We start from the raw sequence: 24,726 nt of genomic DNA, 5'->3' as shown, positions 1-24,726 counted from the left end.
AGATAAAAGAATTTTTTGTTAGTTACGTTGTCGAAAAGGAGTGAAGCCCTAGTGCTTTGCTCCTTTTTATTTACTATGTATTTTTGAAGTACATTTACTGTGCGATGAAACTCATATTTGTATATAATGCCGATTCGGGGTTTGTTGATAGGCTTCTGGACAATGTCCATAAGATAGTTAGCCCTGCCACTTACGATTGTAATCTATGTGCGATTACCTTTGGGAGGTTTGTCGAAGATGACCTGTGGAAATCCTATAGGGAATCATCAGATAATGAGATGGTGTTTTACCATAAGGATGAATTCCTCAAAAAATATAAGTCGAAATGGTTGCCTAAATACGATTTTCCAGTAGTGCTCTCTAAAGAACAGGAGTTAGAAATTATCATTGACTCCAGTACATTAAACGACATGAAATCTTCAGAGGAATTAATCGAGGAAATTTCAAAAAGAACTCGTTAAGGCCTAGCGCAATTGATCGTTTATGGCAGCAATATAGGTGAGCAATTCATCCCGTCCATGCCCTTTACTGGATGAAGTGACAAAGTAGGTGGGCATCTCCTCCCAAGTTTCCAACATCTTTTCCGTATAGGCGTCAATATTTTTAGAAAGTGCGTTAGGTTTTAATTTATCCGCCTTGGTGAAAATAATATTGAATGGGATCTGGCTTTCGCCCATCCATTGCATAAACTCCAAATCTATTTTTTGAGGTTCATGGCGGCAATCTACCAATACAAAGGCCAACACTAATTGCTGCCTTTTTTCGAAGTATTGAGTGATAAACTTCTGAAATACCTTTTTGGTAGATTTAGACACCCTTGCATAGCCATATCCGGGCAAATCGACCAAATACCAATTATTATTGACGATAAAATGGTTGATAAGCTGCGTTTTTCCCGGTCGTCCAGAGGTCTTTGCCAAATTTTTGCGCTGCATTAGCATATTAATGAGGGAAGATTTGCCCACATTGCTACGTCCAATAAAAGCATATTCTGGCAATGCATTTTTTGGGCATTTGGCAACATCGCTGTTGCTCATCACAAACTCTGCAGATGCTATTTTCATGTGATTAGAATTAGTACCCTCGCTTTTGAATCCAGGCGTATAACAACTCGTTAAAGGTGTCGGGATGCTCCATCATGGCTGCATGTCCACATTTGTCGATCCAGTAAAGATCTGAATCTGGAAGTAATTCGTGGAATTCTTCAGCTACTTCAGGAGGTGTAACAGTGTCATTTTTCCCCCAGATTATACAAGTAGGGTTCGGCATATGTGGTAAATCCTTTGCCATATTATGTCTAATTGCACTTTTGGCAATAGATAGCGTACGAATCAATTTGTTTCGGTCATTGACCGACTCATAAACTTCGTCTACAATTTCCTTAGTCGCAATAGCTGGGTCGTAGAAGACATTCTCCGCTTTTTTCTTGATATAGTCGTAATCACCCCGTTTCGGATACGTTTCTCCCATCGCACTTTCGTAAAGACCAGAACTTCCAGTAATTACGAGTGCCTTCACTTTCTTGGGGAATAGTTTGGTGACCATTAGGCCAATGTGTCCGCCTAAGGAATTTCCTAATAAAATGACTTCATCATACCCTTTATGTTCTAGGAAATCAGAAACATAGACCGCAATGTTCTTGACATTGGTCTTCAGGATAGGCATACTGTAAATAGGTAGTTCCGGGATGACAACTTTGTAGCCTTTACTAGGAAAGAAATTGACGACCCCATCAAAATTACTAAGCCCACCCATGAGCCCGTGCATGATAATAATTGGAGTTCCCTCACCAATTTCTAAGTATGAAAACTTGCCTTCTTTCTTAAGAGGATGCGTCATTTTGGGTTAGCGAATTACAAAACAAAAGTACATAAATTTTAATGAAAGGATGAGTCGTAAACTATTGTTGAAAACTTACATTTTAAAATTTTCATAAATGATTGATTCTCAGAATAAATATCCCGCTCAAGGCGTTTTTATAATTAGGTGGTGGTAAAACTTATCAACAAAGTGGTAAAATGTGGTAAAATGTGGTAAAACTTATTTATATTTGATTCAACGAATTCGATAAAAATCAGTACTGAGTGCTCAATCTCATTGGGACATACGAATGTAAAGCAGACGTCAAAGGGCGGGTTATGGTACCGGCCGATTTGAAAAAGCAATTAGCTCCTGTTTCAGGGGCTGGCTTTGTTATTAAGCGTGCTGTTTTCCAGCCTTGTTTGGAATTGTATCCTATGGAGGAGTGGCAAAAGCTCATGGAAAAAATGAGTGGACTGAATAGGTTTAATAGAAAGAACAACGATTTCATTCGTCGTTTTACTGCTGGGGTTCGCACGTTAGAGATGGATGCAACCGGTAGAATCAATATCCCGAAGGACTTGATGTCTTTTGCTGGTATTGGTAAAGAGTTGGTCGTGTCTTCGGCCATCAATATCGTTGAGATTTGGGATAAGCAGAAATACGAACAAGCCATTAATGATGCGGCCAACGATTTCGCCGATCTGGCCGAGGAAGTAATGGGAGATGCAAATGATGCTAATGGAATATCATAATCCGGTCTTGCTTCATGAAACGGTAGCGGGTTTACAGGTAAAACCTAATGGTGTTTATGTAGACGTTACGTTTGGTGGAGGAGGGCACTCCAGGGAAATTTTAAAACAATTGGGGGTCGATGGAAAGCTCATCGCCTTTGATCAAGATAAAGACGCTTTAGAAAATGCTATCGATGATCCGCGTTTTATGCTCATCAATGAAAACTTCAGATACCTCAAACGATTTCTTCGCTTTTACGGCCATAAGGAAGTCGATGGAATCCTAGGGGATTTTGGAGTTTCTTCACATCAGTTCGATGCGCCGGAACGCGGATTTTCAACAAGGTTCGAAGCGGATCTGGATATGCGGATGAATCAAGATAATGAGTTATCTGCTTTTCAGGTGGTTAATGGGTATGCCGAAGCCAATCTTCGGAAGGTGCTTTCCCAATATGGGGAATTGCGCGCTGCTGCGGGGATGGCCCGTGTGATCGTAGAAGCGAGACAGACAGGTCCCATTAAGACTAGCAATCAATTAAAATCGGCTTTGGGTCGATTTCTTCCCAAACACAAGGAGAATAAAATATTAGCACAGATATACCAGGCTATTCGGATAGAAGTGAATCAGGAGTTGGAGGCATTGAAGGATTTTCTCATGCAGACTCAGGAGGTGTTAAAACCTGGAGGGAGGCTTAGTTTAATTTCCTACCACTCCTTAGAGGATCGATTGGTAAAGCGCTATATGCGCAATGGAATGTTTGAAGGTGAGCCGGAAAAGGATGTCTTTGGTAGGGTAGAAGTGCCTTTTAAGCCAGTAGGCAAGTTTGTAATCCCTTCGGATGAAGAAATAAATGAAAATAGCAGGGCTCGAAGTGCAAAGCTTCGGGTAGCAGAAAAACTATAAATGAAGAAGAGCTTCTACAATATTGTGAAAGGTAGATTCTTGGTGAGCGATGATGCGTTCAAGAATTGGCGTTTTATCATTTTCCTGTCCTTCTTGGCATTGGTGATGATAGGGAGCTCGCACAGTGCAGATCGCAAGGTGCATGAGATAGCTAGGCTCAATAACGAAGTAAAGGAACTAAAAAGCGAGTATGTAGATGTAAGGATGCAGCTCATGCAAGCTAAAATGGAAAGTAAAATTATTAGGGCGATGGAGCAACGAGGACTGTTCCCCTCGGAAACGCCGCCCAGTAAAGTGGTAATAAAGACAGAGAGGTAAAGCATGTCGGTTGAAGAAAAGAGCATATTAAACCGTTTCTACTTTATCGCCGGAGGTATGTTCATCTTCGCGGCCCTTATCGCATTTAAACTGGTGAGCATTCAGTTTGTAGATGGGGATAAATATCGCGACTTGGCTCAAAAGAACACCACCAAGAATTTTACCATTGCTGCCAATAGGGGAAATGTGTATGCTGACGACGGAAGTCTTTTGGCCACCTCGGTCCCCAAATATGATATTCGCTTCGATGCAGTCACGGTGTCTTCAGATGATTTCAAGGAGTATTTAGCACCTCTATCAAAGGAATTAGGAAAGCTTTTCGGTAGATCACCTTCCTATTATGAAAACCTTTTCAGAAAAGCACGGGCCAACAAAAACCGCTATTTATTGGTGGCTAAAGGTCTTGGGTATTCCGATTACGTAGCAGTGAAAAGTATGCCATTGTTTGAAAAAGGTCCTTACAAAGGTGGAATTATTGTAGAACAGCGGACAGTGCGTGAGCATCCTTTGGGCAAAATTGGGGAACGCCTCATCGGTAATGAAATGAGAAATGAACCAGGCGTATATGAAGTGGGTTTTGAAGGTGCTTTCGACAAGTTTTTAAAAGGAAAAAAAGGACAGCGCTTAAAGCAAAAGATCGCCAAGGGGCAATGGAAACCCGTGTACGATGATAATGAGATTGAACCGGAAGATGGCTATGATATCATTTCCACTATTAATGTGAACATTCAGGATATAGCCCATCATGCTTTGTTAAAACAGATGGAGCATTATGAGGCAGAGCACGGTAGTGTTATTGTAATGGAAGTGAAATCTGGAGAAGTGAAAGCAGTATCAAACCTAGGTAGGACCTCAGATGGTAAATACTATGAAAAACTAAACTATGCTGTGGGGGAAAGTCATGAGCCTGGATCTACATTTAAGGTAATGGCGCTCATGGCGGCATTGGAAGCAGGGGTGGTAGATACCTCGACTGTTGTGGATACTAAAAATGGAGCAAAAAGATTTTATGGGCGAACCATTAATGACTCTAGGCATGGTGGTTATGGCGAGATTTCAGTTGCTAGGGCATTGGAGGTTTCGTCTAATATTGGCTTGGCAACAATTGTCGATGAAGGGTATAAAAAAGACCCTCAGAAGTTTATTGATCAGTTAAAAAAATGGAAACTGAACGAGCCGATAGGTATTCCCATTATTGGAGAAGGAACGCCTGCGATTTACGAACCGGGCCATAAGCTTTGGAGTCGGAATGCACTGCCTTCTATGGCCTATGGATATAATTTATCCCTTACGCCCCTTCAAACACTAACCTTTTACAATGCCATTGCCAACAACGGTGTAATGGTGAAGCCAAGATTTATTAAGGAGATTCGAAGAATGAACGTAGTCGTTGATGAATTTGGAACGGATATTATCAATTATAAAATCTGTTCTGATGAGACTTTGAAACAGATGCAGAATATATTGGAGAATGTGGTGAAACGCGGAACGGGAGAATCCTTGTATTCGGAGTATTTTTCCATGGCCGGTAAAACGGGAACGGCGCGTACTGAATATGCCGCAGCCGATTGGGCCGAGAATAAACGATACATATCTTCTTTTGCGGGTTACTTTCCAGCCGACAACCCCAAGTATTCTTGTATTGTTGTGATACACAAGCCCAGCACCAAAAAGGGATACTACGGAGCCGATGTAACGGGTCCAGTTTTTAAAAGAATAGCACAAAAGATTTTTACCGACAGCCCATTGATTGATTATGTCATCGATCCGGACGAGAATGATCCCGAGTTGGGCGGTGATTATCAAGAATTTTACGCCCAGGTTCAGAACCGCTATGAAAAGATGCCCAATGTAATGGGTATGGCGGGAATGGATGCGGTATCCCTGCTGGAAAATTCAGGTTTGAAGGTGCGCTTGGTTGGAAATGGATCGGTGATTTCCCAATCCCTCAAAAAAGGAGAAGCTTTTAAAAATGGACAACAAATAACATTGCACCTAAAATGATATTGTTGCGCGACATATTGTATAAAGTAACCCTAGAAAAAGTAGTAGGGAATACAGCTGTGCCCATCACCGACATTCAATTCGATTCTAGAAAGGTGCAATTAAATGATGTGTTTGTAGCGATTAGGGGAACCCTTTCCGACGGTCATGAATATATTCAGAAAGCCTGTGAAAATGGAGCACTTGCCATTATTTGCGAAGAATTACCCCAACAGATTATTAATGGCATCACCTATGTTCAAGTAAAAGATAGCCAACATGCGCTGGCATATATGGCAGCCAACTTCTATGATAATCCGTCAGAGAACCTAAAACTGATTGGTGTCACGGGAACCAATGGCAAAACTACTATTTCTACGCTGCTATATGACTTATTTACGAAAGCTGGATATGAAGTTGGATTATTATCCACAGTAAAGATATTGGTGGGATCGAAAGAGTATCCTGCCACACATACTACACCGGACAGCGTAACTATTAACATGCGGTTGAAGGAGATGGTAGAAGCTGGGGTGGAGTTTTGTTTTATGGAAGTTAGCTCCCATGGAATCCATCAGAAGAGAACAGAAGGCCTTCATTTTTCCGGAGGCATTTTCACCAATCTTTCTCATGATCATTTAGACTATCATAAAAGTTTCAAGGAGTATCGAGATGTGAAAAAGACCTTTTTCGATCAGTTGCCAAAAAGTGCCTTTGCCCTAACCAATAACGACGATAAAAATGGAGCCTTCATGCTTCAAAACACAAAAGCCAAAAAGTATACCTATGGGTTGAAAACTTTGGCCAACTACAAAGCACAAATTCTTGAAAACCAATTCTCTGGATTATTGCTTAAAATAAATAATAATGAGTTGTGGGTAAAGTTGATAGGTGGGTTTAATGCTTATAACCTATTGGCTATTTATGGTACGGCAGATTTGTTGGGTATGGAGACCATGGAAGTGCTACAACTTATTAGCACGCTCGAAAGTGTAGGCGGAAGATTTCAGTATTCCGTGTCCGAAAATAGGGTGACCTCCATAGTAGATTATGCCCACACACCAGATGCCTTAAAGAATGTTCTTGAGACCATAAATACCATTCGAACTGGAAATGAAACGCTGATTACCGTAGTAGGTTGTGGAGGCGATCGGGATGCAGCAAAGCGACCCAAGATGGCTCAAATTGCGACCCAATTAAGCAATAAGGTTGTTTTTACCAGTGACAATCCAAGATCCGAGGATCCGGAAGAAATCATCGAACAGATGGAAGCTGGGGTTCCTCCTGAAAATTATAAAAAGACACTTTCTATCGTAGATCGAAAACAAGCAATCAAAACAGCTTGCCAAATGGCCGAGGAAGGAGATATCATTTTGGTCGCTGGAAAAGGACATGAAACGTATCAAGAAATAAATGGTGTGCGAAATGATTTCGATGATTTCAAGATCGTAAACGAACTACTAACCGCCCTCAACAAATAACTATGCTGTACTATCTGTTCGACTATCTAGACAAAACATATGATCTCCCAGGTGCTGGCTTGTTTCAGTTTATCACGTTCCGGGCGGCTATGGCTACTATTTTGTCCCTTATAATAGCCACGGTGTATGGTAAAAAGATTATTCGCATCCTTCGAAGAAAACAAATGGGGGAAACGATAAGGGATTTAGGTCTGGAAGGGCAAAAGGAGAAGGCTGGAACGCCGACAATGGGAGGGATCATCATTATACTCGCCACCATTATCCCAGTACTGTTATTTGCCAAATTAGAAAATATCTATGTCATCATGCTTTTGGTTACTACCGTGTGGATGGGCGCCATTGGTTTTATGGATGATTATTTAAAGAAATTCAAAAACGACAAGGCGGGCCTCCCCGGAAAATTCAAAGTTGTTGGACAGGTAGGTTTGGGAATCATTGTAGGTGCGACCATGTTCTTTCATCCAGACATTACCGTAAAAACTGAAAAGGTAAACCCCATAAATAACGAAGAGATAGTGGCCGAAGGAGGGGTGCAGGAATTTAATGAGGCGGAAAAGACATTGCTTACCACTATGCCATTTGTGAGCAGAAATGAAATTAATTATGAAAAGTTGGTGACTTGGGCAGGTGAGGACTATAAAAAATACGCTTGGCTCGTGTTTATACCAATTGTCATTTTCATTATCACAGCGGTCTCCAATGGAGCCAACCTTACGGATGGAATTGACGGTTTAGCCGCAGGTACCTCTGCCATTATTGGGGTAACATTGGCAATTTTCGCTTGGGTTTCTGGTAATGTGATCTTTTCAGATTATCTGAATGTTATGTACATACCCAATACAGGAGAGCTTACCATCTTTATCATGGCTTTTGTGGGTGCGCTTATAGGGTTTTTATGGTATAACGCTTTCCCCGCACAAGTGTTCATGGGCGATACAGGGAGTTTAACCATTGGAGGAATTATTGCGGTTATCGCCATTGCCATTAGAAAGGAATGGCTCATACCCATCCTATGCGGAATCTTTCTCATGGAAAACCTTTCGGTGGTCATGCAAGTGAGTTGGTTTAAATACACTAAGAAGAAATTTGGTGAAGGCAGGCGGATATTTAAAATGTCGCCTTTGCATCATCATTATCAAATGAAGGGTTATCACGAAAGTAAGATTGTTACCAGATTTTGGATTGTGGGGATCGTATTGGCGGTGCTCACTATAGTAACATTGAAAATACGGTAGTTATGAAGCGTCTGGTGGTGCTTGGTGCTGGAGAAAGTGGAGTAGGAACGGCCCTATTAGGTAAGAAGAAAGGATATGAAGTTTTTGTTTCCGACTTCGGAAAAATAAAGGAATCGTACAAACAAGTTCTTATACATCATGAAATAGTTTGGGAAGAAGGAGGACATTCCTTGGAGCAAATGTTAAACGCCGATGTGATCATGAAGAGTCCTGGGATTCCTGATACTGCAGCTATAGTAAAGAAATTGATAGAAAACGAAATATCTGTCATATCCGAAATTGAGTTTGCAGGACAGTTTACCACAGCAAATTTGGTTGGAATTACCGGTAGTAATGGAAAAACCACCACCGCCAGTATTGCGTACCGATTGCTTGCAGATGGAGGTTTAAATGTAGGCCTAGCTGGTAATATTGGTGAAAGCTTTGCCCAAAAAGTGGCCGAAGGGAACTTCGATCACTTCGTGCTGGAACTAAGCAGTTTTCAGTTAGACGGTATAAAAGATTTCGTGCCGCATATAGCGGTACTTACCAATCTAAGTCCAGATCATTTAGATAGATACGATGGCAAATACGAAAATTATATCGCTGCTAAGTTTCGAATTACGATGAACCAAACAGAGGAGGACTATTTCATTTATGATGGAGATGATAAGGAAATATTAAAGTGGGTAGCCAACTATCCAATCAAGGCCCAGAAGTTACCATTTTCATTAACGAAAAATATTGAAAATGGAGCCTGTTTAAAGAACGAAGAAATACATATAACCATAAAAAACAAAAAAATAACTATGCCAATCGCCACACTAGGATTACAAGGAAAACACAATGTTAAAAATGCCATGGCCGCATCCACGGTAGCAACATTGTTGAATATCCGAAAAGAAACGATACGACAATCCCTTGAACAATTTCAAGGTGTTGAACATCGTCTTGAAAAAGTATTGAAAATAAATAAAGTCATGTATATCAACGACTCTAAAGCAACTAATGTAAATGCTACATTTTACGCGTTAGATAGTATGGAAGTACCAACTGTCTGGATCGTTGGAGGAGTAGACAAAGGAAATGACTATTCCGAATTACTACCCTTGGTAAATGAAAAGGTGAAAGCCATTGTTTGTCTTGGGGTAGATAATGACAAGATAGTAAGATCATTTAGTAATGCGGTAGATATGATTGTTGAGACACAAAGTATGAGGGATGCAGTGCAAGTTGCCTATAGATTGGCCGAACGTGGTGAAAATGTGTTGCTTTCGCCTGCTTGTGCAAGTTTCGATTTGTTCGAGAACTACGAAGAGCGCGGGAGACAATTTAAAAATGCAGTAAGGGAATTATAGAATAACAAAGTGCGAACTATTTTTAGTAACATAAAAGGAGATAAAGCGATTTGGGCCGTTGTGGCGTTGTTGGCCCTCTTTTCCTTTTTGCCCGTCTATAGTGCCAGTAGCAACTTGGCCTATTTGTACGGAGATGGAAACACGTTCAAGTTTTTACTGAAACACCTCGCACATTTGCTATTGGGATTTGCCATTCTATATGGAGTGCATCGCATTCCATACAACTATTTCAAAGGACTTTCCATAATTGCCTTACCAGTTGTATTGGTGTTATTGTTAATTACCCTAAGTCAGGGTACAACTATAGGTGGCGCAAATGCCAGTCGGTGGATTCGGGTACCCTTTGTGGGTGTAACATTTCAGACGTCTACATTAGCCGCAGTAGTATTAATGACCTATGTAGCCCGGTATCTTTCAAAGATCAAGGGCAGGACAATAACCTTTAAGGAAACCTTATTGCCGCTATGGCTACCCGTATTCGTAATCTTGGCCCTTATTTTACCTGCCAACTTTTCGACTACAGCCATCATCTTTGCCATGATCTGTGTGCTAATGTTTATAGGTGGTTATCCCATAAAGTATTTGGGGGTCATTTTAATGGCAGGTGTCATCGGTTTGGGTGTTTTCTATGGTTTTGCTAAAGTGGCAGGCATAGAATCCTTAACCGTGAAAGTGCAGACTTGGGAAAACCGTATCAAAAACTTTGTGGATAATGAGGATACAGAAGCAGACTATCAGATAGAAAAGGCCAAAATTGCCATTGCCTCAGGAGGACTAACAGGTCTTGGACCAGGCAAAAGCGTTCAGAAGAATTTTTTACCACAATCATCTTCTGATTTTATATATGCCATTATAGTTGAGGAATTTGGTCTTGGTGGAGGATTGTTTCTGTTGCTGTTGTATTTGCTGCTCCTGTTTAGATTAGTAATCGTGGTGCATAAAAGCGATTCTCCATTCGGAAAACTTATGGTCATTGGGGTGGGATTACCCATCATATTTCAGGCATTGATAAACATGGGAGTTGCTGTTGAGTTGTTCCCTGTTACGGGACAAACCTTGCCGCTAATAAGTAGTGGTGGTACCTCCATATGGATGACCTGTTTGGCCATGGGAATGGTGTTGAGCGTAAGCGCGAAACGCGAAGTACAAATAAAAGAAACAGAAGAAGAAAACCCGTTGGATATTTTAAGCGAAACCATTTGAGTAAACAGCAAGCATATCGATTCATAGTAAGTGGTGGAGGAACCGGTGGACACATCTACCCTGCAATTGCTATTGCCAATGAATTAAAATCAAGGTATCCAGAATCGGAGTTTTTGTTCGTGGGAGCAAAGGACAGAATGGAAATGGAAAAGGTCCCGCAAGCTGGCTATGAAATTGAAGGTTTGTGGATTTCAGGAATTCAAAGGAGCCTTAATTTAAAGAATTTGATGTTTCCCTTCAAATTGATTTCCAGCCTTTGGAAATCAAAGGCCATTGTACGAAAATTTAAGCCCGATGCTGCCATTGGTACAGGCGGCTATGCGAGCGCCCCTTTGTTGCGTGTTGCATCCAAAAAGGGCATCCCAAGTTTAATTCAGGAACAAAACAGTCATGCAGGGATCACTAATAAATGGTTGAGCGGACGTGTACAAAAAATATGTACGGCTTATGAAGGGATGGAGCGTTTCTTCCCGAGGGAAAAAATTGTGCTAACTGGCAATCCTGTGCGTCAGGATTTGCTTGACGTATCCTCAAAAAAGGAAGAAGCCATAACATTTTTTAAGCTGAACCCTTCAAAGAAAACCTTGCTGGTTTTGGGAGGAAGTCTAGGAGCCGGAAAAATAAATGAGCTCATTTATCGCGAATTGAATTATCTAGAGTCAACAAATGTTCAGGTGATCTGGCAATGTGGGAAATATTATTTCGAACAATACAAGGACCAAGAAAAAGGGAATGTTCAGGTGCACGCGTTTTTGAACCGAATGGATTTGGCCTATGCAGCCGCGGATATCATCATTTCCCGTGCAGGAGCGCTATCGGTTTCAGAACTGTGTTTGGTAGGTAAGCCCGTGCTTTTTATTCCATCGCCCAACGTTTCCGAAGACCATCAAACCAAGAACGCTCAAGCTATAGTGAGTAAGGAAGCTGCTGTAATGCTAAAGGAAACAGAATTGGAAGCAAAGTTTCAATCTGTGTTTTCCGAAATCATGAATGACGCCCATAAGAATAAGAAGTTATCTGAAAATATAAAGAAGCTGGCCAAGCCCAATGCTACTACAGATATTGTGATCGAAATTGAAAAACTCCTACGTCCTTGAAAGATTTGAAAGACATACATAACATCTATTTTGTCGGTATTGGAGGCATAGGGATGAGTGCATTGGCTCGGTATGTATTGCGATTGGGGAAAAGTGTCTGGGGATATGATAAAACACCCACCAGGCTAACGAATGAACTCATCATTGAAGGCATGGAAGTCACCTTTACGGATGCGGTTACCGAATTGGATCTTGAAAAGTTGAATCCAAAAGATACATTAGTGGTGTACACACCAGCTATCCCAAAGAACAACAGCATTTTGAATTATTTCAATAAGCATGAGTATTCTGTAATGAAACGTGCGAAGTTCTTGGGCGAAGTAACCAAGGATACACTTTGTTTGGCGGTTGCTGGAACACATGGAAAAACGACCACTTCCGCAATTCTGGGACACTTATTGGCCGAATGCGACATGCCGGTCACGGCTTTTTTGGGTGGAATCGCAGAAAATTATCATTCCAACTTCATTAGCAAAGGAACCGAAATAACTGTGGTCGAAGCGGACGAATTCGATCGCTCTTTCCTTCAACTAAGCCCAGACATAGCCTGTGTAACCTCGATGGATGCCGATCATTTGGATGTGTATGGAGACAGTACATCGATCGAAGCCTCCTTCAAGGAATTCGCTGGGTTATTATCCAGAAAAGATAATCTGCTGTATAAAAAAGGACTACCATTAGAGGGTAAGTCCGTTGCTATAAATGAGTCTGCCGATTTTGAGGCTCAAAATATTAGAATTGAAAACGGAACTTATGTTTTCGACCTAAAGACCCCTAGAGAGACTATTAAAAACCTAACGTTTTTACTCCCTGGACATCATAACCTACACAATGCGGTAACAGCTTTGGGTATGGCAATCTTCGCGGGAACCCCAACTTCCTGCCTGCCCAAAGCTTTATTAAGTTTCAAAGGTGTCGAAAGGCGCTTTACCTATAAAATTCGGAGGGAAGACATGGTGCTCATAGATGATTATGCACACCACCCAACCGAAATTGATGCATTGCACCAAGCCGTTTCAGAAATGTATCCCGAGGGAAAGACACTTATTGTTTTTCAGCCACACTTATTCAGTAGAACTAGGGATTTTGTGGATGGTTTTGCCGAAAGTTTGGGACGATTCGATGAGGTGGTTTTGTTGGAAATTTATCCAGCAAGGGAGGAGCCTATTCCAGGTGTCACATCGCAATGGCTAAGTGATAAAATTTATAAAAAAGAGGTTAGGGTGATCTCAAAAGAAGGCTTGCCTGAAGTGGTCCATAAATCTACCTGTAAAGTGAAATTACTGGTTGGGGCGGGCGATATTGGCGCCGAGGTTGAAAAAGTAACCAAATACGTGCAAGATGAAGGGTAATTGGAGCGTTATTAGAATGGTATTGGCCCTTGTATTGGTGGGGCTTTTGTATGGTTTTACCCAAACACGGAATAAGAGTAGGAAACTAACAGGTTTGGAGGTGCATTTTACAGATGAGAACAGTCCATTTATAACCCTTTCTACGGTTAATAAATTGTTAATACAAAATGAGGATAGCGTTACGAGCATCACTAAAGAAACTTTAGTTTTGAAAGAGATGGAATATAGATTGTTGCAAAACCCTATGGTGCGTGAAGCTCAAGTGTTTGTAACGGTTGATGGGAAATTGGGTGCAAAAATTGAACAGCGCAATCCTATCGCTCGGGTCGCCGATAACCCTGGTTACTATGTAGATGAAGATGGAGAAAAAATGCCGCTTTCCAGTGTGTATGCGGCACGGGTTCCAATAGTAACGGGTACGTCCAAAACGAATTTTACCGAGTTAACTTCCTTGCTTCTCCAGATTCGGGATGACGAATTTATGAAAAGAAGCGTAGTGGGGATTCATAAAAATAGAAATGGAATGATCGATTTCGAAATGCGGAAAATGGATTTCAATGTACGGTTGGGAAATCTTGAGGATGTGGAAAGGAAGTTTCAGAATTTTAAGGCTTTTTATCAAAAGGCAAAACGAGACAATAAGCTTACAAGTTACCGTCTTGTAGACTTACAATTTGGAAGTCAAGTGGTAGCGACAAAAAAATAAATCATGGAAAACAATAGTATTGCTGTAGGGTTAGATATTGGTACCACGAAAATCGTGGCCATGATTGGGCGGAAAAATGAATATGGTAAAATGGAGATCCTAGGAATCGGAAAATCCAAAAGTCTAGGGGTTCATCGCGGAGTGGTAAATAATATTACCCAAACCATTCAGTCCATTCAGCAAGCAATTCAGGATGCAGAAACTTCTTCAGGGATGAAGATTGAAGATGTTGTAGTGGGTATTGCCGGACAGCATATACGAAGCTTACAACATAGTGATTATATAACAAGAGCCGATAGTGAGGTAGTGATTGACGATGAGGATATAGATCGTTTGTGCAATCAGGTGCACAAATTGGTCATGCTACCCGGCGAAGAGATTATACATGTACTTCCACAGGATTTTAAAGTCGATGGACAGGCAGAGGTGAAGGAGCCCATTGGGATGTATGGAGGACGTTTAGAAGCCAATTTCCATGTGGTGGTAGGGCAGGTTTCCTCCATTCGAAATATTGGCCGTTGTGTAAAAAGTGCTGGGATTAAACTCTCAGGAATAACATTAGAACCACTTGCTTCTGCTAATGCGGTATTAAGTCAGGAGGAGAAGGAAGCAGGAGTAGCACTTATCGATATTGGGGGTGGAACTACGGATTTGGCGATTTTCAAGGACGGTATTATTCGTCATACGGCAGTAATCCCTTTCGGTGGAAACGTAATTACTGAAGACATTAAAGAAGGTTGCTCCATTATAGAGAAGCAGGCGGAACTGTTGAAGATTAAATTTGGTTCGGCTTGGCCAGGCGAGAACAAGGATAACGAGATTGTGTCTATTCCCGGATTACGTGGAAGGGAGCCAAAGGAAATAACCCTTAAGAATTTATCCAAAATCATTCATGCACGTGTGGTGGAAATTGTGGAGCAAGTGTATTTGGAAATCAAGAATTATGGCCACGAAGAACAAAAGAAAAAATTAATTGCGGGTATCGTACTAACCGGAGGTGGCTCACAGTTACGTCATTTAAAACAATTGGTAGAATATATTACAGGCATGGATACCCGTGTGGGATATCCCAACGAACATTTGGCGGGCGATAGCGATAGCGAAACCACAAGCCCTATGTATGCTACTGCCGTTGGTTTGGTAATGAATAGTCTGGAAGCCCAAGAAAAGAACACCCAGTTGGAGAAAGTAAAAATAACTCATGAAGCAGTTACTTCTGGGGAGGACTCGGAGGAAATTATTCCAGAAGAGAATGAGATCATGGATGAGACACCGAAAGAACGGAAACGCTTTTTCGATAAATGGGCAGAAAAGTTCAAAGAATTTTTGGACAACGCCGAATAAAACATAACAGAAGACAAGAATCAATACAACTAACTAAACAAGAATCCTGAGAAGGATTGTTAACCTCACAAATAAGAAATATATGAGCAGTAACACAGAATTTGAGAATATTTCGTTCGATCTGCCCAAGAATCAGTCCAATGTCATCAAGGTAATTGGTGTTGGAGGTGGTGGTAGCAATGCCATTAACCACATGTTTAGCCAAGGCATAAAAGGGGTAGATTTTGTGATTTGCAATACAGATGCGCAAGCATTAGAGAATAGCCCTGTGCCCATAAAAATTCAATTAGGGGTATCCCTTACGGAAGGATTGGGAGCAGGTGCCAACCCATCCATTGGTGAACAAGCGGCAGTGGAGAGTGTTGAGGACATCAAGAATATGTTGATGACCCACACCAAAATGATTTTCATCACAGCCGGAATGGGAGGTGGAACAGGAACAGGAGCCGCTCCAGTGATTGCTAAAATGGCTAAGGAGTTAAATATCCTTACGGTAGGAATCGTTACTATTCCCTTTCAATTTGAAGGTAAAATAAGAAATGATCAGGCGCAGATTGGAGTGGAAAAACTGCGTCAGAATGTAGATTCTTTAATTGTAATTAATAATAATAAACTTCGTGAGGTATATGGAAACCTTGGTTTTAAAGCAGGTTTCTCCAAAGCCGATGAAGTGTTATCTACTGCTGCTCGTGGAATAGCCGAGGTAATAACGCATCATTATACGCAAAATATTGACTTGCGTGATGCGAAGACCGTATTGGCCAACAGTGGAACGGCTATAATGGGTAGTGCCAGTGCTAGTGGTGCCAATAGGGCACAAGAAGCCATCACCAAGGCATTGGATTCACCATTATTGAATGACAACAAAATCAAAGGAGCGAAGAATGTATTGCTACTAATAGTTTCTGGAACCGAAGAGATCACTATCGATGAAATCGGTGAAATTAGTGATCACATTCAGGCGGAAGCTGGTCACAGTGCAAATATCATCATGGGTGTTGGAGAGGATGAAGCACTGGAAGGTGCGGTTTCCATTACCGTAATTGCTACAGGTTTTAATGCCGAGCAACAAGACGAGATTGTTAATACCGATCCAAAGAAGATCATACATACCTTGGAAGAAGAGCAGAAGGCAGAGCACGATTTAATGCCCAAGCCAACCGCTATTGAAGTGCCTATTGCAGAGAAAGAGGAAGAGAAAGTGATTCGTCATACCTTACTTTTCGATGAAGAAGAGGAAAAGCCAATGGCTAAGAAAGAAGTGCAGAAAGAACTTCCCTTCGAAGGATATATAGAGACCACCGAATTGATCAAGAACATAGAGGTAGAATCTACACTTATCGATATTCATTATTTGGCAGAATTCGAACAAATTCAGATCAATCAGATAGACGTAAATGATTTTGTAATTGTATCTGCCGATAGCGCTGAAGAGGTTCAAGAGGAAGAATCGACAATAGTTCGTAGCGAGCAAAATGAGATCGAAGAGCAAATGTTAATGTTCGACCTTCCAATTAACGCGAAGCCACCTGCAGAAAAGCAAACGGCGACTACAGAAATGAAATTGGAGGAAGAAGAACCTGAGTTATTGGTAAAACGAATTGAAGATATTGAGGTAAAGGATCCTATCGAGGTAGTTCCAGTAACCGAAGTGACCGAAGAGGGAATTAAGCGATATAGTTTAGACGATTACCAAGAAAAAGAGGACGAGTTGTTAGGTGCAAAGCCAAATTCCGTCCAAGATGAAGAAGTGGCATTCGAAACAAGAACGGTAGAACAGCCTGATACCAAGGAAGATGTAGATGAGTCTGCGGACCCGTTGAACTCTCCTATTTCCAAATTGCTAAAAGATAGAACTGAAGAACGCAAGCGGAAAATGAAAGAGTTCAATTATAAATTCAGGAATAGTGCTTCCAAAATCGAAGACATTGAAAAACAGCCTGCCTACAAAAGAGCAGGAATAGAATTGGAGGAAATTGATTCTAGCGAATCGAATATTTCGAGAACATCGGTGAATACTGATGATGACGATATCGATCTAAGAAGCAATAACTCTTTTTTACATGATAATGTAGACTAACGGTTTAGCTCCTCAAGACCGCGATGTCTGCGGACCTTTCAGGTTGAATGACTTGGAAGGTTTTTTCTTGAGAACTATCCATTTGTTTCCATATTAAAAAGCTAGGTACCATGGTGCCTGGCTTTTTAAGTATTTATACGTATGAGATTTTGTAAATGAGAAGGTTAGCTTTACAACTGTTTCACAATAACCATCCATAACCATGAAAGAATTCACAACTATCTCAAGAATATGTGCGCTAATGGCAATGGGAGCTATTCTATTTGCTTGTAAGGGGAATGGAAATTCCAATGATTCAGACAATGATTCTTTTGAAGACAATGAGGAAGAAGCGGACATAGACATTTCGGTTAATCCTACATTCATGACTATTTCCGACATTCATTTGGACGATGCGGTTACCGATGTTATCTATGGTTGTGATACTGGGACAGCCCTCTGGAATTCGGCGCATGCACAAATTGTGTCGTTAATTAAGAGCAAAAAGCCCAATTTCATTCTTTACCTAGGCGATTTGCCCGTTCATTCGAATGATAAGTGCTTAGAAAAGGCCGTTCCTTCACATTCCATTTCGTCCAAAATACATGATGATATTGGATTGGTCTTAAAAGGATTGCGCAGTATTTCGGATACGACAGATGTTCCTTTACTATACCTTCCCGGTAACAATGATGGATATTCGGGGGATTATGCCTCATTTGCCTATATTCATAAAACAGATACCATTACCCCGTTTACTTTAGACACCACCGGAACCAAAGATTGGCCTATTATAAGGGGCACTAAGTCCGATAGTTACTTTCAAAGAACAGGAAACAAAACACTAGGCTACTATAGTGCGTATCCTATGGGTAAGGATACAACGAGGGCGTCAAATCTTAGGGTGTTGATGTTGAATACTGTTATACTTTCCAGTAACTATTTCAGTATGGATCAAATCGATAAATATGACGCCGCCCAAGATCAGTTTGATTGGATGGGCACTCAATTGGCCGAGGCTAAAACGAATAATGAGAAAGTAATTATTGGAATGCATATTCCTCCTGGTAGGGATGGCTATTCTAAAGACGCAATGTTTTGGAGAAATCATCCTGCAGATACCTTAAAAAATGGGAATACCTATGTGGGGGAATTTGTATCGCTAGTAGATCATCATAAGGATCAAATCACGGGTATTTTGACCAGTCATACGCACATGGACGAATTGAAACGAGTGTTTAATGACAAGAATGAGTTAATTGAATTGTGTATATCTACTCCAGGAATTAGCGTAAACCATCATAACAACCCTGGAATGAAAATATTCGAATATGACTCAAGTGGCTACGAATTGCTTAATTACACTACGTGGTACGCCGATAGCGCAGCAAGCGGATTCACTTTTTCGCCCGGTCAGCATTATTCATTCAATTCTACCTATGGCGGCTGTACAGGTGCCAAAACTATGCTGGATTGTATTTCTGGAATTAGCTCCGATGCAACTCCAGCAGGGAGAAAGGCAATTGTCGATCTTATGGAAGAAAATTACAATGTGAGACACGATGTCCCAGCGACCTACAATTACGATTCGGGGTTGGACGTTTTACCAAATATGTAATCACTTCTGAAATAGGAAATCCTTTTCATTAGTAAGGTTTATTGATTATCTTCGCGGTCTGTTTTAATTTTCAATTATGAGTTTACAGAAGGAGATTATGGAGGCTATGAAAATGGCCATGAAGGAAAAGAACACGACGGCTTTAGAGGCTCTTCGTGCTGTTAAGAGTGCGTTGCTATTGGCCCAGACTGAAAGCGGTGCTAAACAAGAACTTTCTGAAGATCAAGAAATTAAACTTTTACAGAAATTGGTAAAGCAACGTAAGGATAGTGCAACTATTTTTACCGAGCAAGGACGAGATGATCTGGCAGGACCTGAAATTGACCAGGCTGCGATCATTGAACAGTTTTTGCCAGAACAAATGAGTGAAGAAGATGTGGCCAAAGTAGTAGATGCTATTATAGCCGAAACGGGTGCCTCTTCTATGAAAGATATGGGAAAGGTCATGGGAATGGCCAATGGGAAACTCATGGGTAAGGCAGATGGTAAAACCATTTCTACTATTGTAAAACAACGCTTGGCGTAAGCCAATTATTGGCCCCGTAGTTCAACTGGATAGAATATCAGATTTCGGCTCTGAGGGTTGGGGGTTCGAATCCTCCCGGGGTCACATCAAGCAGAAAACCACGCCATCGGCGTGGTTCTTTTTTCTATGGAGAAATCTAGAAGCCAAAAGCTTCAAGGTTTCGGAAAAAAAAATAAGGAACCAGAGCGGTAGCTTGTGGTTTTCTATTTGCAGCAGTGAGTTTGTAAGGATCAACGCTAGTTAATCCTCCTAGGGTCATAAAACAAAAAGGTGCCATTTTAATGGCACCTTTTTTAATTAATAGCAATTTGTGCTGCATTCTAGCCGCCATAAACCATTATTTCGTTTATGAATAATTGTCCAGTGGCGTTATCATCCAAACTTAGCTCAATTATATTGGCTCCCGCTTTTAAGGAACTAGCTGGGATGGTTTTGGAAAATGGACCAAAATTTCCACTTTTCGGGTTTAAATTCCAAAAAGTAGTTCCATTTACCGTAACGGTACTTGGGGAATTGGCAACACCATTCACCAACGCAGAACAAATATTCAGTGTTAGCGCTACATCTATTGGGTTCGAAATGTCTAGCTGAAAACGCATGAAACCATTATCTACCAATAGTGACCATGTGCGATAGTCTGCTCTATAACCAGCGCCTTGATATAACGGCATAGACAATTGTGCGGACTGGGATGGGTTAGGAATAGAAAGGTCGATAGATTGATTAGACAGTACTGCCTGATCTACGCCTACAGCTTTAATAAATAATTGTGTAGTGGCCGACGAATCTAGTATTACCCTAACTTCGTTATCTCCCTTTTGCAATAAGGAAGAAGGAATTACCCAACTTACGTCATGGAAGTTGGCATTATGCTCACTGTAAGAATTTACAAAGCTCTTACCGTTTACTGTAATACTAATTGGGTTATTTGCCTTTCCATTCACCAAGGCAGCGCAGATATTCATAGTCCATTCTACTGGAATTGCTTCTGAAAGTGAAAGGTTGAACTTCATGAAACCACCGCTCTGTATTAATGACCATGTGTCGAAATCGGCTCTATAAGCCGCTCCTTGGTATAACGGTAGTGATAAATTTTTTGTTGCTTTAGGATTGTCAACAGAAAAGTCGATTGTTTGTTTTTTTAAAGTACTCATAATTTTGTTTTAACAAGTTTAGCCTACTCTTTGGGTTTTCGGCATCTCCCCTAACAATTAAAACAGACGGTAGCTACTTAATCGAAATATTGTTTTAATTGTATTTCAAATGTCTGTATTTAAGTAAGTTGAGAATAGAGTGAAATAGCCTGAATTTAAAAACAGGTAGATTGACCTATTACAGTTTCTTTAGGATTTTTTGAAAAACATTTTCCAAATGAAAATTGGAAATGAGTTGGGTCGGGCAGATTAGTTGGGAGATGAATCTTTTTTGAGGTTTAAAAAAACCTTAACTTTATAGGAATCATTAATAATTAAAATTCATCAATCATGTTTGCACCCTTTTTATTTTTAGTAGCAGCTCTGTTCAACCTTAATTTTGTGTCCCCGGATACCCATCAACCCTCAAATCTGGATGATGGTCAACCATTAATTGTATTAGACGACCCACCTTGCGATGATTGCTAGAGCGATGCATTAGTAGAATACACTTCTAAATCGAATTATGGTATTTTGAGCATGAATCCTTTCATATGGAACATGCTAAATGGCTTTCAATTTTTTTCATTGTATTTAATTATTTCATTGCATCCAATTCGAATTACTTAGTATCTTGCTTAAAAATTAATGAGCATTTATGAATAAGATATTAGGAATTGGTTCTCGAATTAATCACCCAGAATATGGTAAAGGTGTGGTGACCAATGTGGATTCCAAAATGTATTGGGTCACCTTTATTGATAGTGGTCTGGAAACAATTGAGATAAATGACGATTTCGAAGTTATCGAGGCTTCGGACGATGATTTGGATACCGTTAGCTTTTATGAAGTAGAGAGTAGCTTAAGAGCCATACTTAAAAAATGGAGCGACGTTAGTGAAATTGTTCCCATTGCAGATAAGTACAAAGGAGGAACGATCATCCTTCAGCCCAAAGATCCAGGGTTGGCGAATAAGGAAATCCCAATTAACACTTTCTTTCATAAGATTGTGATGCTACGTGACCGATTACGGGTAATGGAGCAGAAAATAAATTCTAGCAAGGTCCTTGACGAGCAAGAGAAAATAGATTTACAGCAATATATTACACGGTGCTATGGTAGCTTGACTACTTTTAATGTGCTGTTCAAAAATAATTCTCAGCATTTTAAAGGGGAATCTTCAAAAAAATAGTTGAGACAATTCAATAATAAATACGTTAAAGCATAAGAAATGAGTGAAATAAAATCTCCAGAAATACCTAAAGTTGCAGGATTGGATTCTGAAGCAAGAGTTGCCTTTTACCGCAAAACATACACACATTTGGCATTGGCGGTACTTTTGTTTATCGTGGTTGAATCGATCTTTTTTAGGATTCCAGCCGTAGTTCAGCTCGCTTTTTCCTTAACCCAAGGATCGTTGTGGCTTATCATGTTAGGAGGGTTTATGTTGGTTACGACCTATGCTGAAAAAATGGCGGTTAAGTCACACGATAAAAACCAACAATATTTAGGGCTTTTGTTATATGTAGTTGCCGAAGCATTTATTTTTGTTCCACTTCTTTTATTCTCATTAGAGTATGCAGGAAGCGGCATTTTATATCAGGCCGCAATTATTACCATATCACTTTTTATGGGGCTTTCGGCAATAGTATTTATTACTAAAAAGGATTTTTCCTTTTTAAAATCTGCCTTAATGATTGGTGGGTTCGTCGCCATAGGTCTAATTGTAGCTGGTATCCTTTTTGGCTTTAACCTAGGACTGGTATTTAGCGTGGGCATGGTAGTGCTGGCTGGAGGATCCATTTTATATCAAACCTCCAATATGATTCACAGGTATGAAGAGGACCAGTATGTGGCCGCCTCTTTAGGGTTATTTGCTTCCTTGATGCTATTATTCTGGTATGTTTTGAGTATTCTGGGCAACGATTAGGGTTTACATATAATTTAAGGGAACTTCTTCCGTTACTATACTAAATTACTGGGGCATAGTAAAATAATCGCTATCTTGTTCCTTCCAAATCGAAAAAATGTTACTAATCCAAGCCGAAGAGAATGCTCCATGGTTGGCACCTTATGCCTATGCCATAGTATTGCTTGGATTCGCCTTTTTCCTCTTTAGGGTGTTCGAAAATTGGTATGCCAGTAGGTATGACCGGCCATTGTATAGAAACTATTTCATTTATCGCAAATTGAGGCCAACTCAAGTTGCTGTGCTGGAAAGCGAGGTTTCCTTTTATAATCTACTTTCGAAAAAAGAGAAAAGACAATTTCAGCATCGGGTCGCCACCTTTATAAAGGATAAAAACTTCATAGGAAGGGATGGATTGGAGATTACGGATAGAATGAAAACCTTAATTGGTGCCATTGGCTGCATGCTGAGTTTTGGAAGGAAGAATTTCGATTATGGGCTTATTGAACACATCCTGATTTATCCTAGCGAGTTTTATAGCACTATGAACGGAGCCATGCATAAAGGTGAATTTAACCCCAAGGGGAAAGCATTGGTGCTTTCATGGGAAGACTTTGAACGCGGGTATAAAATTCAGAATGATAACCGAAACTTGGGAATACACGAGTTTATGCACGCAATGCAATTGGAAGCTCGCAAAAGCAGGGATCTGGATTCAACGCGCTTTGCAAAGCAATTTCAGAATATTTTACGACGCCTGACCCACCAAGAGGTGAAGGACAAATTAGACGAGACCCAATATTTTAGGTCATATGCTTTTACGAATCAGTATGAATTTATGGCGGTGTTGTCCGAATATTTCATAGAATCACCCAACGATTTTAAGACACACTTTCCACAGCTATATACCTATACCCAAAAGTTACTGAATTTTAGGTTTGCAGGATATTAGGGGAGTTAACAATGGCATTTGCGATGATCTTTGCATGTACCCTTGAGTTTTCTATAAACCATTTATGGGTTTGTGTTCCACCGCAAACAACTCCTGCTAGATAAAGTCCACTTACATTACTTTCCATGGTATTCTCATTGTAACTAGGCGCTTTATTGTCACCGGTTATATCAATACCCAAAGATTCTAGGAAGGCAAAGTTGGGCAGGTATCCGGTTAAGGCGATGACAAAATCATTTTCCATTTCAACCAATCCGCTTGGGGTGTTCACAGTGACTTTTGTAGGTTCTATATTTTTTATTTCAGCATTGAAAAGAGCTTTAATACTTCCCTCTTTAATTCTATTGTCAATATCAGGTCGCACCCAATATTTTACCCGTTCCCCAATTTGCGGTCCACGAACCACCATAGTTACATCACCACCTTTTCTCCATATTTCCAGCGCGGCATCTACGGCGCTGTTGCTGGCACCTACCACAATGGTTTTTTGCATTACATAAGGATGCGCTTCCTTAAAATAATGGGAAACTTTCGGCAGATCCTCTCCCGGTACATTTAGAAGTTTGGGGATATCATAAAAACCCGTGCATATAATAGTATTTGTAGAACGATACTTGCTCTTTTCTGATTGTACATGAAAAAGACCATCCTTTTTTTTCACCTGTAATACCTTTTCGAACAAATGAATGTTTAGGTTATTAGAAGTGGCTACCCTGCGGTAATATTCCAGTGCCTCATTTCTATTGGGTTTGGCATTGTTGCTAATGAAAGGAATGTCATCTATTTCCAATTTTTCTGAAGTAGAGAAAAATGTCATGTTCAATGGATAATTGAACAAAGAATTACACAAGGCACCCTTTTCTAACACCACATAGTCCAGGTTTTTCTTTTTGCATTCCAGGGCACAGGCAATACCTATAGGCCCTCCTCCAATGATGACAACGTCTAGTTCTTTTAGCATATTCAAAAATACTACTTTACAGGGTAATTAACTTCCCATAGGATAGGACGGAAACATGTAAACCCATTACCGAG

Annotated in this window: 23 protein-coding genes and 1 tRNA gene; 20 read left to right on the top strand and 4 right to left on the bottom strand. The window is 40.5% G+C overall.

Features of this window, described 5'->3' with window-relative positions:
• Positions 1-104: 104 nt before the first annotated feature.
• Positions 105-461 carry a GTPase gene (locus tag AC6JAD_RS02200; RefSeq protein WP_461302782.1) on the top strand — a complete coding sequence of 119 codons (357 nt, stop codon included), beginning with the start codon at positions 105-107 and terminating at the stop codon, positions 459-461.
• 3 nt (positions 462-464) lie between these two features.
• Here AC6JAD_RS02200 and yihA read toward each other — a convergent pair whose 3' ends face one another.
• Complete coding sequence (gene yihA, locus AC6JAD_RS02195) at positions 465-1,064, bottom strand: ribosome biogenesis GTP-binding protein YihA/YsxC (RefSeq protein ID WP_461302783.1); 600 nt, start codon at positions 1,062-1,064, stop codon at positions 465-467.
• A 10-nt stretch (positions 1,065-1,074) separates the two neighbouring features.
• Positions 1,075-1,839, bottom strand: a complete 765-nt coding sequence (locus AC6JAD_RS02190; protein WP_461302784.1) for an alpha/beta fold hydrolase — start codon at positions 1,837-1,839, stop codon at positions 1,075-1,077.
• Positions 1,840-2,084: 245 nt separating this feature from the next.
• Here AC6JAD_RS02190 and mraZ point away from each other — a divergent pair, with 245 nt between their 5' ends.
• From mraZ to AC6JAD_RS02110, 16 genes are all read left to right on the top strand, one after another.
• Positions 2,085-2,555, top strand: a complete 471-nt coding sequence (gene mraZ, locus AC6JAD_RS02185; RefSeq protein ID WP_461302785.1) for a division/cell wall cluster transcriptional repressor MraZ — start codon at positions 2,085-2,087, stop codon at positions 2,553-2,555.
• On the top strand, positions 2,542-3,438 hold the full coding sequence (gene rsmH / locus AC6JAD_RS02180) for a 16S rRNA (cytosine(1402)-N(4))-methyltransferase RsmH (protein ID WP_461302786.1): 897 nt from the start codon (positions 2,542-2,544) through the stop codon (positions 3,436-3,438). Before mraZ ends, rsmH begins: the two co-directional genes overlap by 14 nt.
• Positions 3,439-3,756 carry an FtsL-like putative cell division protein gene (locus AC6JAD_RS02175; protein ID WP_461302787.1) on the top strand — a complete coding sequence of 106 codons (318 nt, stop codon included), beginning with the start codon at positions 3,439-3,441 and terminating at the stop codon, positions 3,754-3,756.
• Positions 3,757-3,759: 3 nt separating this feature from the next.
• On the top strand, positions 3,760-5,760 hold the full coding sequence (locus tag AC6JAD_RS02170) for a penicillin-binding protein (protein WP_461302788.1): 2,001 nt from the start codon (positions 3,760-3,762) through the stop codon (positions 5,758-5,760).
• Complete coding sequence (locus AC6JAD_RS02165) at positions 5,757-7,220, top strand: UDP-N-acetylmuramoyl-L-alanyl-D-glutamate--2,6-diaminopimelate ligase (RefSeq protein WP_461302789.1); 1,464 nt, start codon at positions 5,757-5,759, stop codon at positions 7,218-7,220. Before AC6JAD_RS02170 ends, AC6JAD_RS02165 begins: the two co-directional genes overlap by 4 nt.
• Positions 7,221-7,222: 2 nt before the next feature.
• Positions 7,223-8,455 (top strand): phospho-N-acetylmuramoyl-pentapeptide-transferase, encoded by a 1,233-nt coding sequence (gene mraY / locus AC6JAD_RS02160; RefSeq protein WP_461302790.1) that lies wholly within the window; start codon positions 7,223-7,225, stop codon positions 8,453-8,455.
• A 2-nt stretch (positions 8,456-8,457) separates the two neighbouring features.
• Complete coding sequence (murD, locus tag AC6JAD_RS02155) at positions 8,458-9,792, top strand: UDP-N-acetylmuramoyl-L-alanine--D-glutamate ligase (RefSeq protein WP_461302791.1); 1,335 nt, start codon at positions 8,458-8,460, stop codon at positions 9,790-9,792.
• 9 nt (positions 9,793-9,801) lie between these two features.
• A complete protein-coding gene (locus tag AC6JAD_RS02150; RefSeq protein WP_461302792.1) occupies positions 9,802-10,995 on the top strand; it encodes an FtsW/RodA/SpoVE family cell cycle protein in 1,194 nt (397 codons plus the stop codon).
• Entirely contained in the window at positions 10,992-12,092 is a 1,101-nt protein-coding gene (gene murG / locus AC6JAD_RS02145) for an undecaprenyldiphospho-muramoylpentapeptide beta-N-acetylglucosaminyltransferase (protein WP_461302793.1), read from the top strand. The genes AC6JAD_RS02150 and murG overlap by 4 nt, the downstream gene beginning before the upstream one ends.
• Positions 12,089-13,444: a UDP-N-acetylmuramate--L-alanine ligase gene (locus AC6JAD_RS02140; RefSeq protein ID WP_461302794.1), complete on the top strand. Its 1,356-nt coding sequence runs from the start codon at positions 12,089-12,091 to the stop codon at positions 13,442-13,444. The genes murG and AC6JAD_RS02140 overlap by 4 nt, the downstream gene beginning before the upstream one ends.
• Complete coding sequence (locus AC6JAD_RS02135; RefSeq protein ID WP_461302795.1) at positions 13,434-14,150, top strand: cell division protein FtsQ/DivIB; 717 nt, start codon at positions 13,434-13,436, stop codon at positions 14,148-14,150. The genes AC6JAD_RS02140 and AC6JAD_RS02135 overlap by 11 nt, the downstream gene beginning before the upstream one ends.
• Before the next feature lie 3 nt (positions 14,151-14,153).
• Positions 14,154-15,494, top strand: coding sequence for a cell division protein FtsA (gene ftsA, locus AC6JAD_RS02130; RefSeq protein WP_461302796.1), 1,341 nt, complete (start codon positions 14,154-14,156; stop codon positions 15,492-15,494).
• Between the two features lie 82 nt (positions 15,495-15,576).
• Entirely contained in the window at positions 15,577-17,574 is a 1,998-nt protein-coding gene (ftsZ, locus tag AC6JAD_RS02125) for a cell division protein FtsZ (RefSeq protein WP_461302797.1), read from the top strand.
• Positions 17,575-17,776: 202 nt separating this feature from the next.
• On the top strand, positions 17,777-19,171 hold the full coding sequence (locus AC6JAD_RS02120) for a metallophosphoesterase (protein WP_461302798.1): 1,395 nt from the start codon (positions 17,777-17,779) through the stop codon (positions 19,169-19,171).
• Between the two features lie 76 nt (positions 19,172-19,247).
• The gene (locus tag AC6JAD_RS02115) at positions 19,248-19,697 is read left to right on the top strand and encodes a GatB/YqeY domain-containing protein (RefSeq protein ID WP_461302799.1); all 450 of its coding nucleotides are present in this window, start codon (positions 19,248-19,250) and stop codon (positions 19,695-19,697) included.
• A 10-nt stretch (positions 19,698-19,707) separates the two neighbouring features.
• Positions 19,708-19,781 (top strand) — tRNA-Arg (locus AC6JAD_RS02110).
• 236 nt (positions 19,782-20,017) lie between these two features.
• Here the strand turns inward: AC6JAD_RS02110 and AC6JAD_RS02105 are convergent.
• Positions 20,018-20,851, bottom strand: a complete 834-nt coding sequence (locus AC6JAD_RS02105) for a hypothetical protein (RefSeq protein WP_461302800.1) — start codon at positions 20,849-20,851, stop codon at positions 20,018-20,020.
• Positions 20,852-21,488: 637 nt separating this feature from the next.
• On the opposite strand from AC6JAD_RS02105, the gene AC6JAD_RS02100 reads away from it, so the two are divergent.
• The 3 genes from AC6JAD_RS02100 (at position 21,489) to AC6JAD_RS02090 (ending at position 23,691) form a co-directional block, all read left to right on the top strand.
• On the top strand, positions 21,489-22,022 hold the full coding sequence (locus AC6JAD_RS02100) for a DUF8685 domain-containing protein (RefSeq protein ID WP_461302801.1): 534 nt from the start codon (positions 21,489-21,491) through the stop codon (positions 22,020-22,022).
• A gap of 39 nt (positions 22,023-22,061) precedes the next feature.
• The gene (locus tag AC6JAD_RS02095) at positions 22,062-22,760 is read left to right on the top strand and encodes a Bax inhibitor-1/YccA family protein (protein ID WP_461302802.1); all 699 of its coding nucleotides are present in this window, start codon (positions 22,062-22,064) and stop codon (positions 22,758-22,760) included.
• Positions 22,761-22,857: 97 nt separating this feature from the next.
• Entirely contained in the window at positions 22,858-23,691 is an 834-nt protein-coding gene (locus AC6JAD_RS02090; RefSeq protein ID WP_461302803.1) for a zinc-dependent peptidase, read from the top strand.
• Here the strand turns inward: AC6JAD_RS02090 and AC6JAD_RS02085 are convergent.
• Complete coding sequence (locus AC6JAD_RS02085) at positions 23,672-24,652, bottom strand: YpdA family putative bacillithiol disulfide reductase (RefSeq protein WP_461302804.1); 981 nt, start codon at positions 24,650-24,652, stop codon at positions 23,672-23,674. The two genes, AC6JAD_RS02090 and AC6JAD_RS02085, sit on opposite strands and share 20 nt — an antisense overlap.
• Between the last annotated feature and the right edge of the window lie 74 nt (positions 24,653-24,726).

This window comes from Aureisphaera sp. (assembly GCF_059726885.1).
The sequence above is the reverse complement of the archived record's forward strand: the minus strand, read 5'-3'. Positions and strand labels throughout refer to the sequence as shown.

Excerpts from the sequence above, each read along its gene's own strand:
- mraY (WP_461302790.1), top strand. The coding sequence starts at position 7,223 with ATGCTGTACTATCTGTTCGACTATCTAGACAAAACATATGATCTCCCA.
- AC6JAD_RS02085 (WP_461302804.1), bottom strand. The coding sequence starts at position 24,652 with ATGCTAAAAGAACTAGACGTTGTCATCATTGGAGGAGGGCCTATAGGT.
- AC6JAD_RS02090 (WP_461302803.1), top strand. The coding sequence starts at position 22,858 with ATGTTACTAATCCAAGCCGAAGAGAATGCTCCATGGTTGGCACCTTAT.
- ftsA (WP_461302796.1), top strand. The coding sequence starts at position 14,154 with ATGGAAAACAATAGTATTGCTGTAGGGTTAGATATTGGTACCACGAAA.
- AC6JAD_RS02095 (WP_461302802.1), top strand. The coding sequence starts at position 22,062 with ATGAGTGAAATAAAATCTCCAGAAATACCTAAAGTTGCAGGATTGGAT.
- AC6JAD_RS02200 (WP_461302782.1), top strand. The coding sequence starts at position 105 with ATGAAACTCATATTTGTATATAATGCCGATTCGGGGTTTGTTGATAGG.
- AC6JAD_RS02135 (WP_461302795.1), top strand. The coding sequence starts at position 13,434 with ATGAAGGGTAATTGGAGCGTTATTAGAATGGTATTGGCCCTTGTATTG.
- AC6JAD_RS02190 (WP_461302784.1), bottom strand. The coding sequence starts at position 1,839 with ATGACGCATCCTCTTAAGAAAGAAGGCAAGTTTTCATACTTAGAAATT.
- AC6JAD_RS02175 (WP_461302787.1), top strand. The coding sequence starts at position 3,439 with ATGAAGAAGAGCTTCTACAATATTGTGAAAGGTAGATTCTTGGTGAGC.
- AC6JAD_RS02105 (WP_461302800.1), bottom strand. The coding sequence starts at position 20,851 with ATGAGTACTTTAAAAAAACAAACAATCGACTTTTCTGTTGACAATCCT.
- murD (WP_461302791.1), top strand. The coding sequence starts at position 8,458 with ATGAAGCGTCTGGTGGTGCTTGGTGCTGGAGAAAGTGGAGTAGGAACG.
- ftsZ (WP_461302797.1), top strand. The coding sequence starts at position 15,577 with ATGAGCAGTAACACAGAATTTGAGAATATTTCGTTCGATCTGCCCAAG.
- AC6JAD_RS02170 (WP_461302788.1), top strand. The coding sequence starts at position 3,760 with ATGTCGGTTGAAGAAAAGAGCATATTAAACCGTTTCTACTTTATCGCC.
- AC6JAD_RS02100 (WP_461302801.1), top strand. The coding sequence starts at position 21,489 with ATGAATAAGATATTAGGAATTGGTTCTCGAATTAATCACCCAGAATAT.
- AC6JAD_RS02120 (WP_461302798.1), top strand. The coding sequence starts at position 17,777 with ATGAAAGAATTCACAACTATCTCAAGAATATGTGCGCTAATGGCAATG.
- AC6JAD_RS02115 (WP_461302799.1), top strand. The coding sequence starts at position 19,248 with ATGAGTTTACAGAAGGAGATTATGGAGGCTATGAAAATGGCCATGAAG.
- yihA (WP_461302783.1), bottom strand. The coding sequence starts at position 1,064 with ATGAAAATAGCATCTGCAGAGTTTGTGATGAGCAACAGCGATGTTGCC.
- AC6JAD_RS02165 (WP_461302789.1), top strand. The coding sequence starts at position 5,757 with ATGATATTGTTGCGCGACATATTGTATAAAGTAACCCTAGAAAAAGTA.
- rsmH (WP_461302786.1), top strand. The coding sequence starts at position 2,542 with ATGGAATATCATAATCCGGTCTTGCTTCATGAAACGGTAGCGGGTTTA.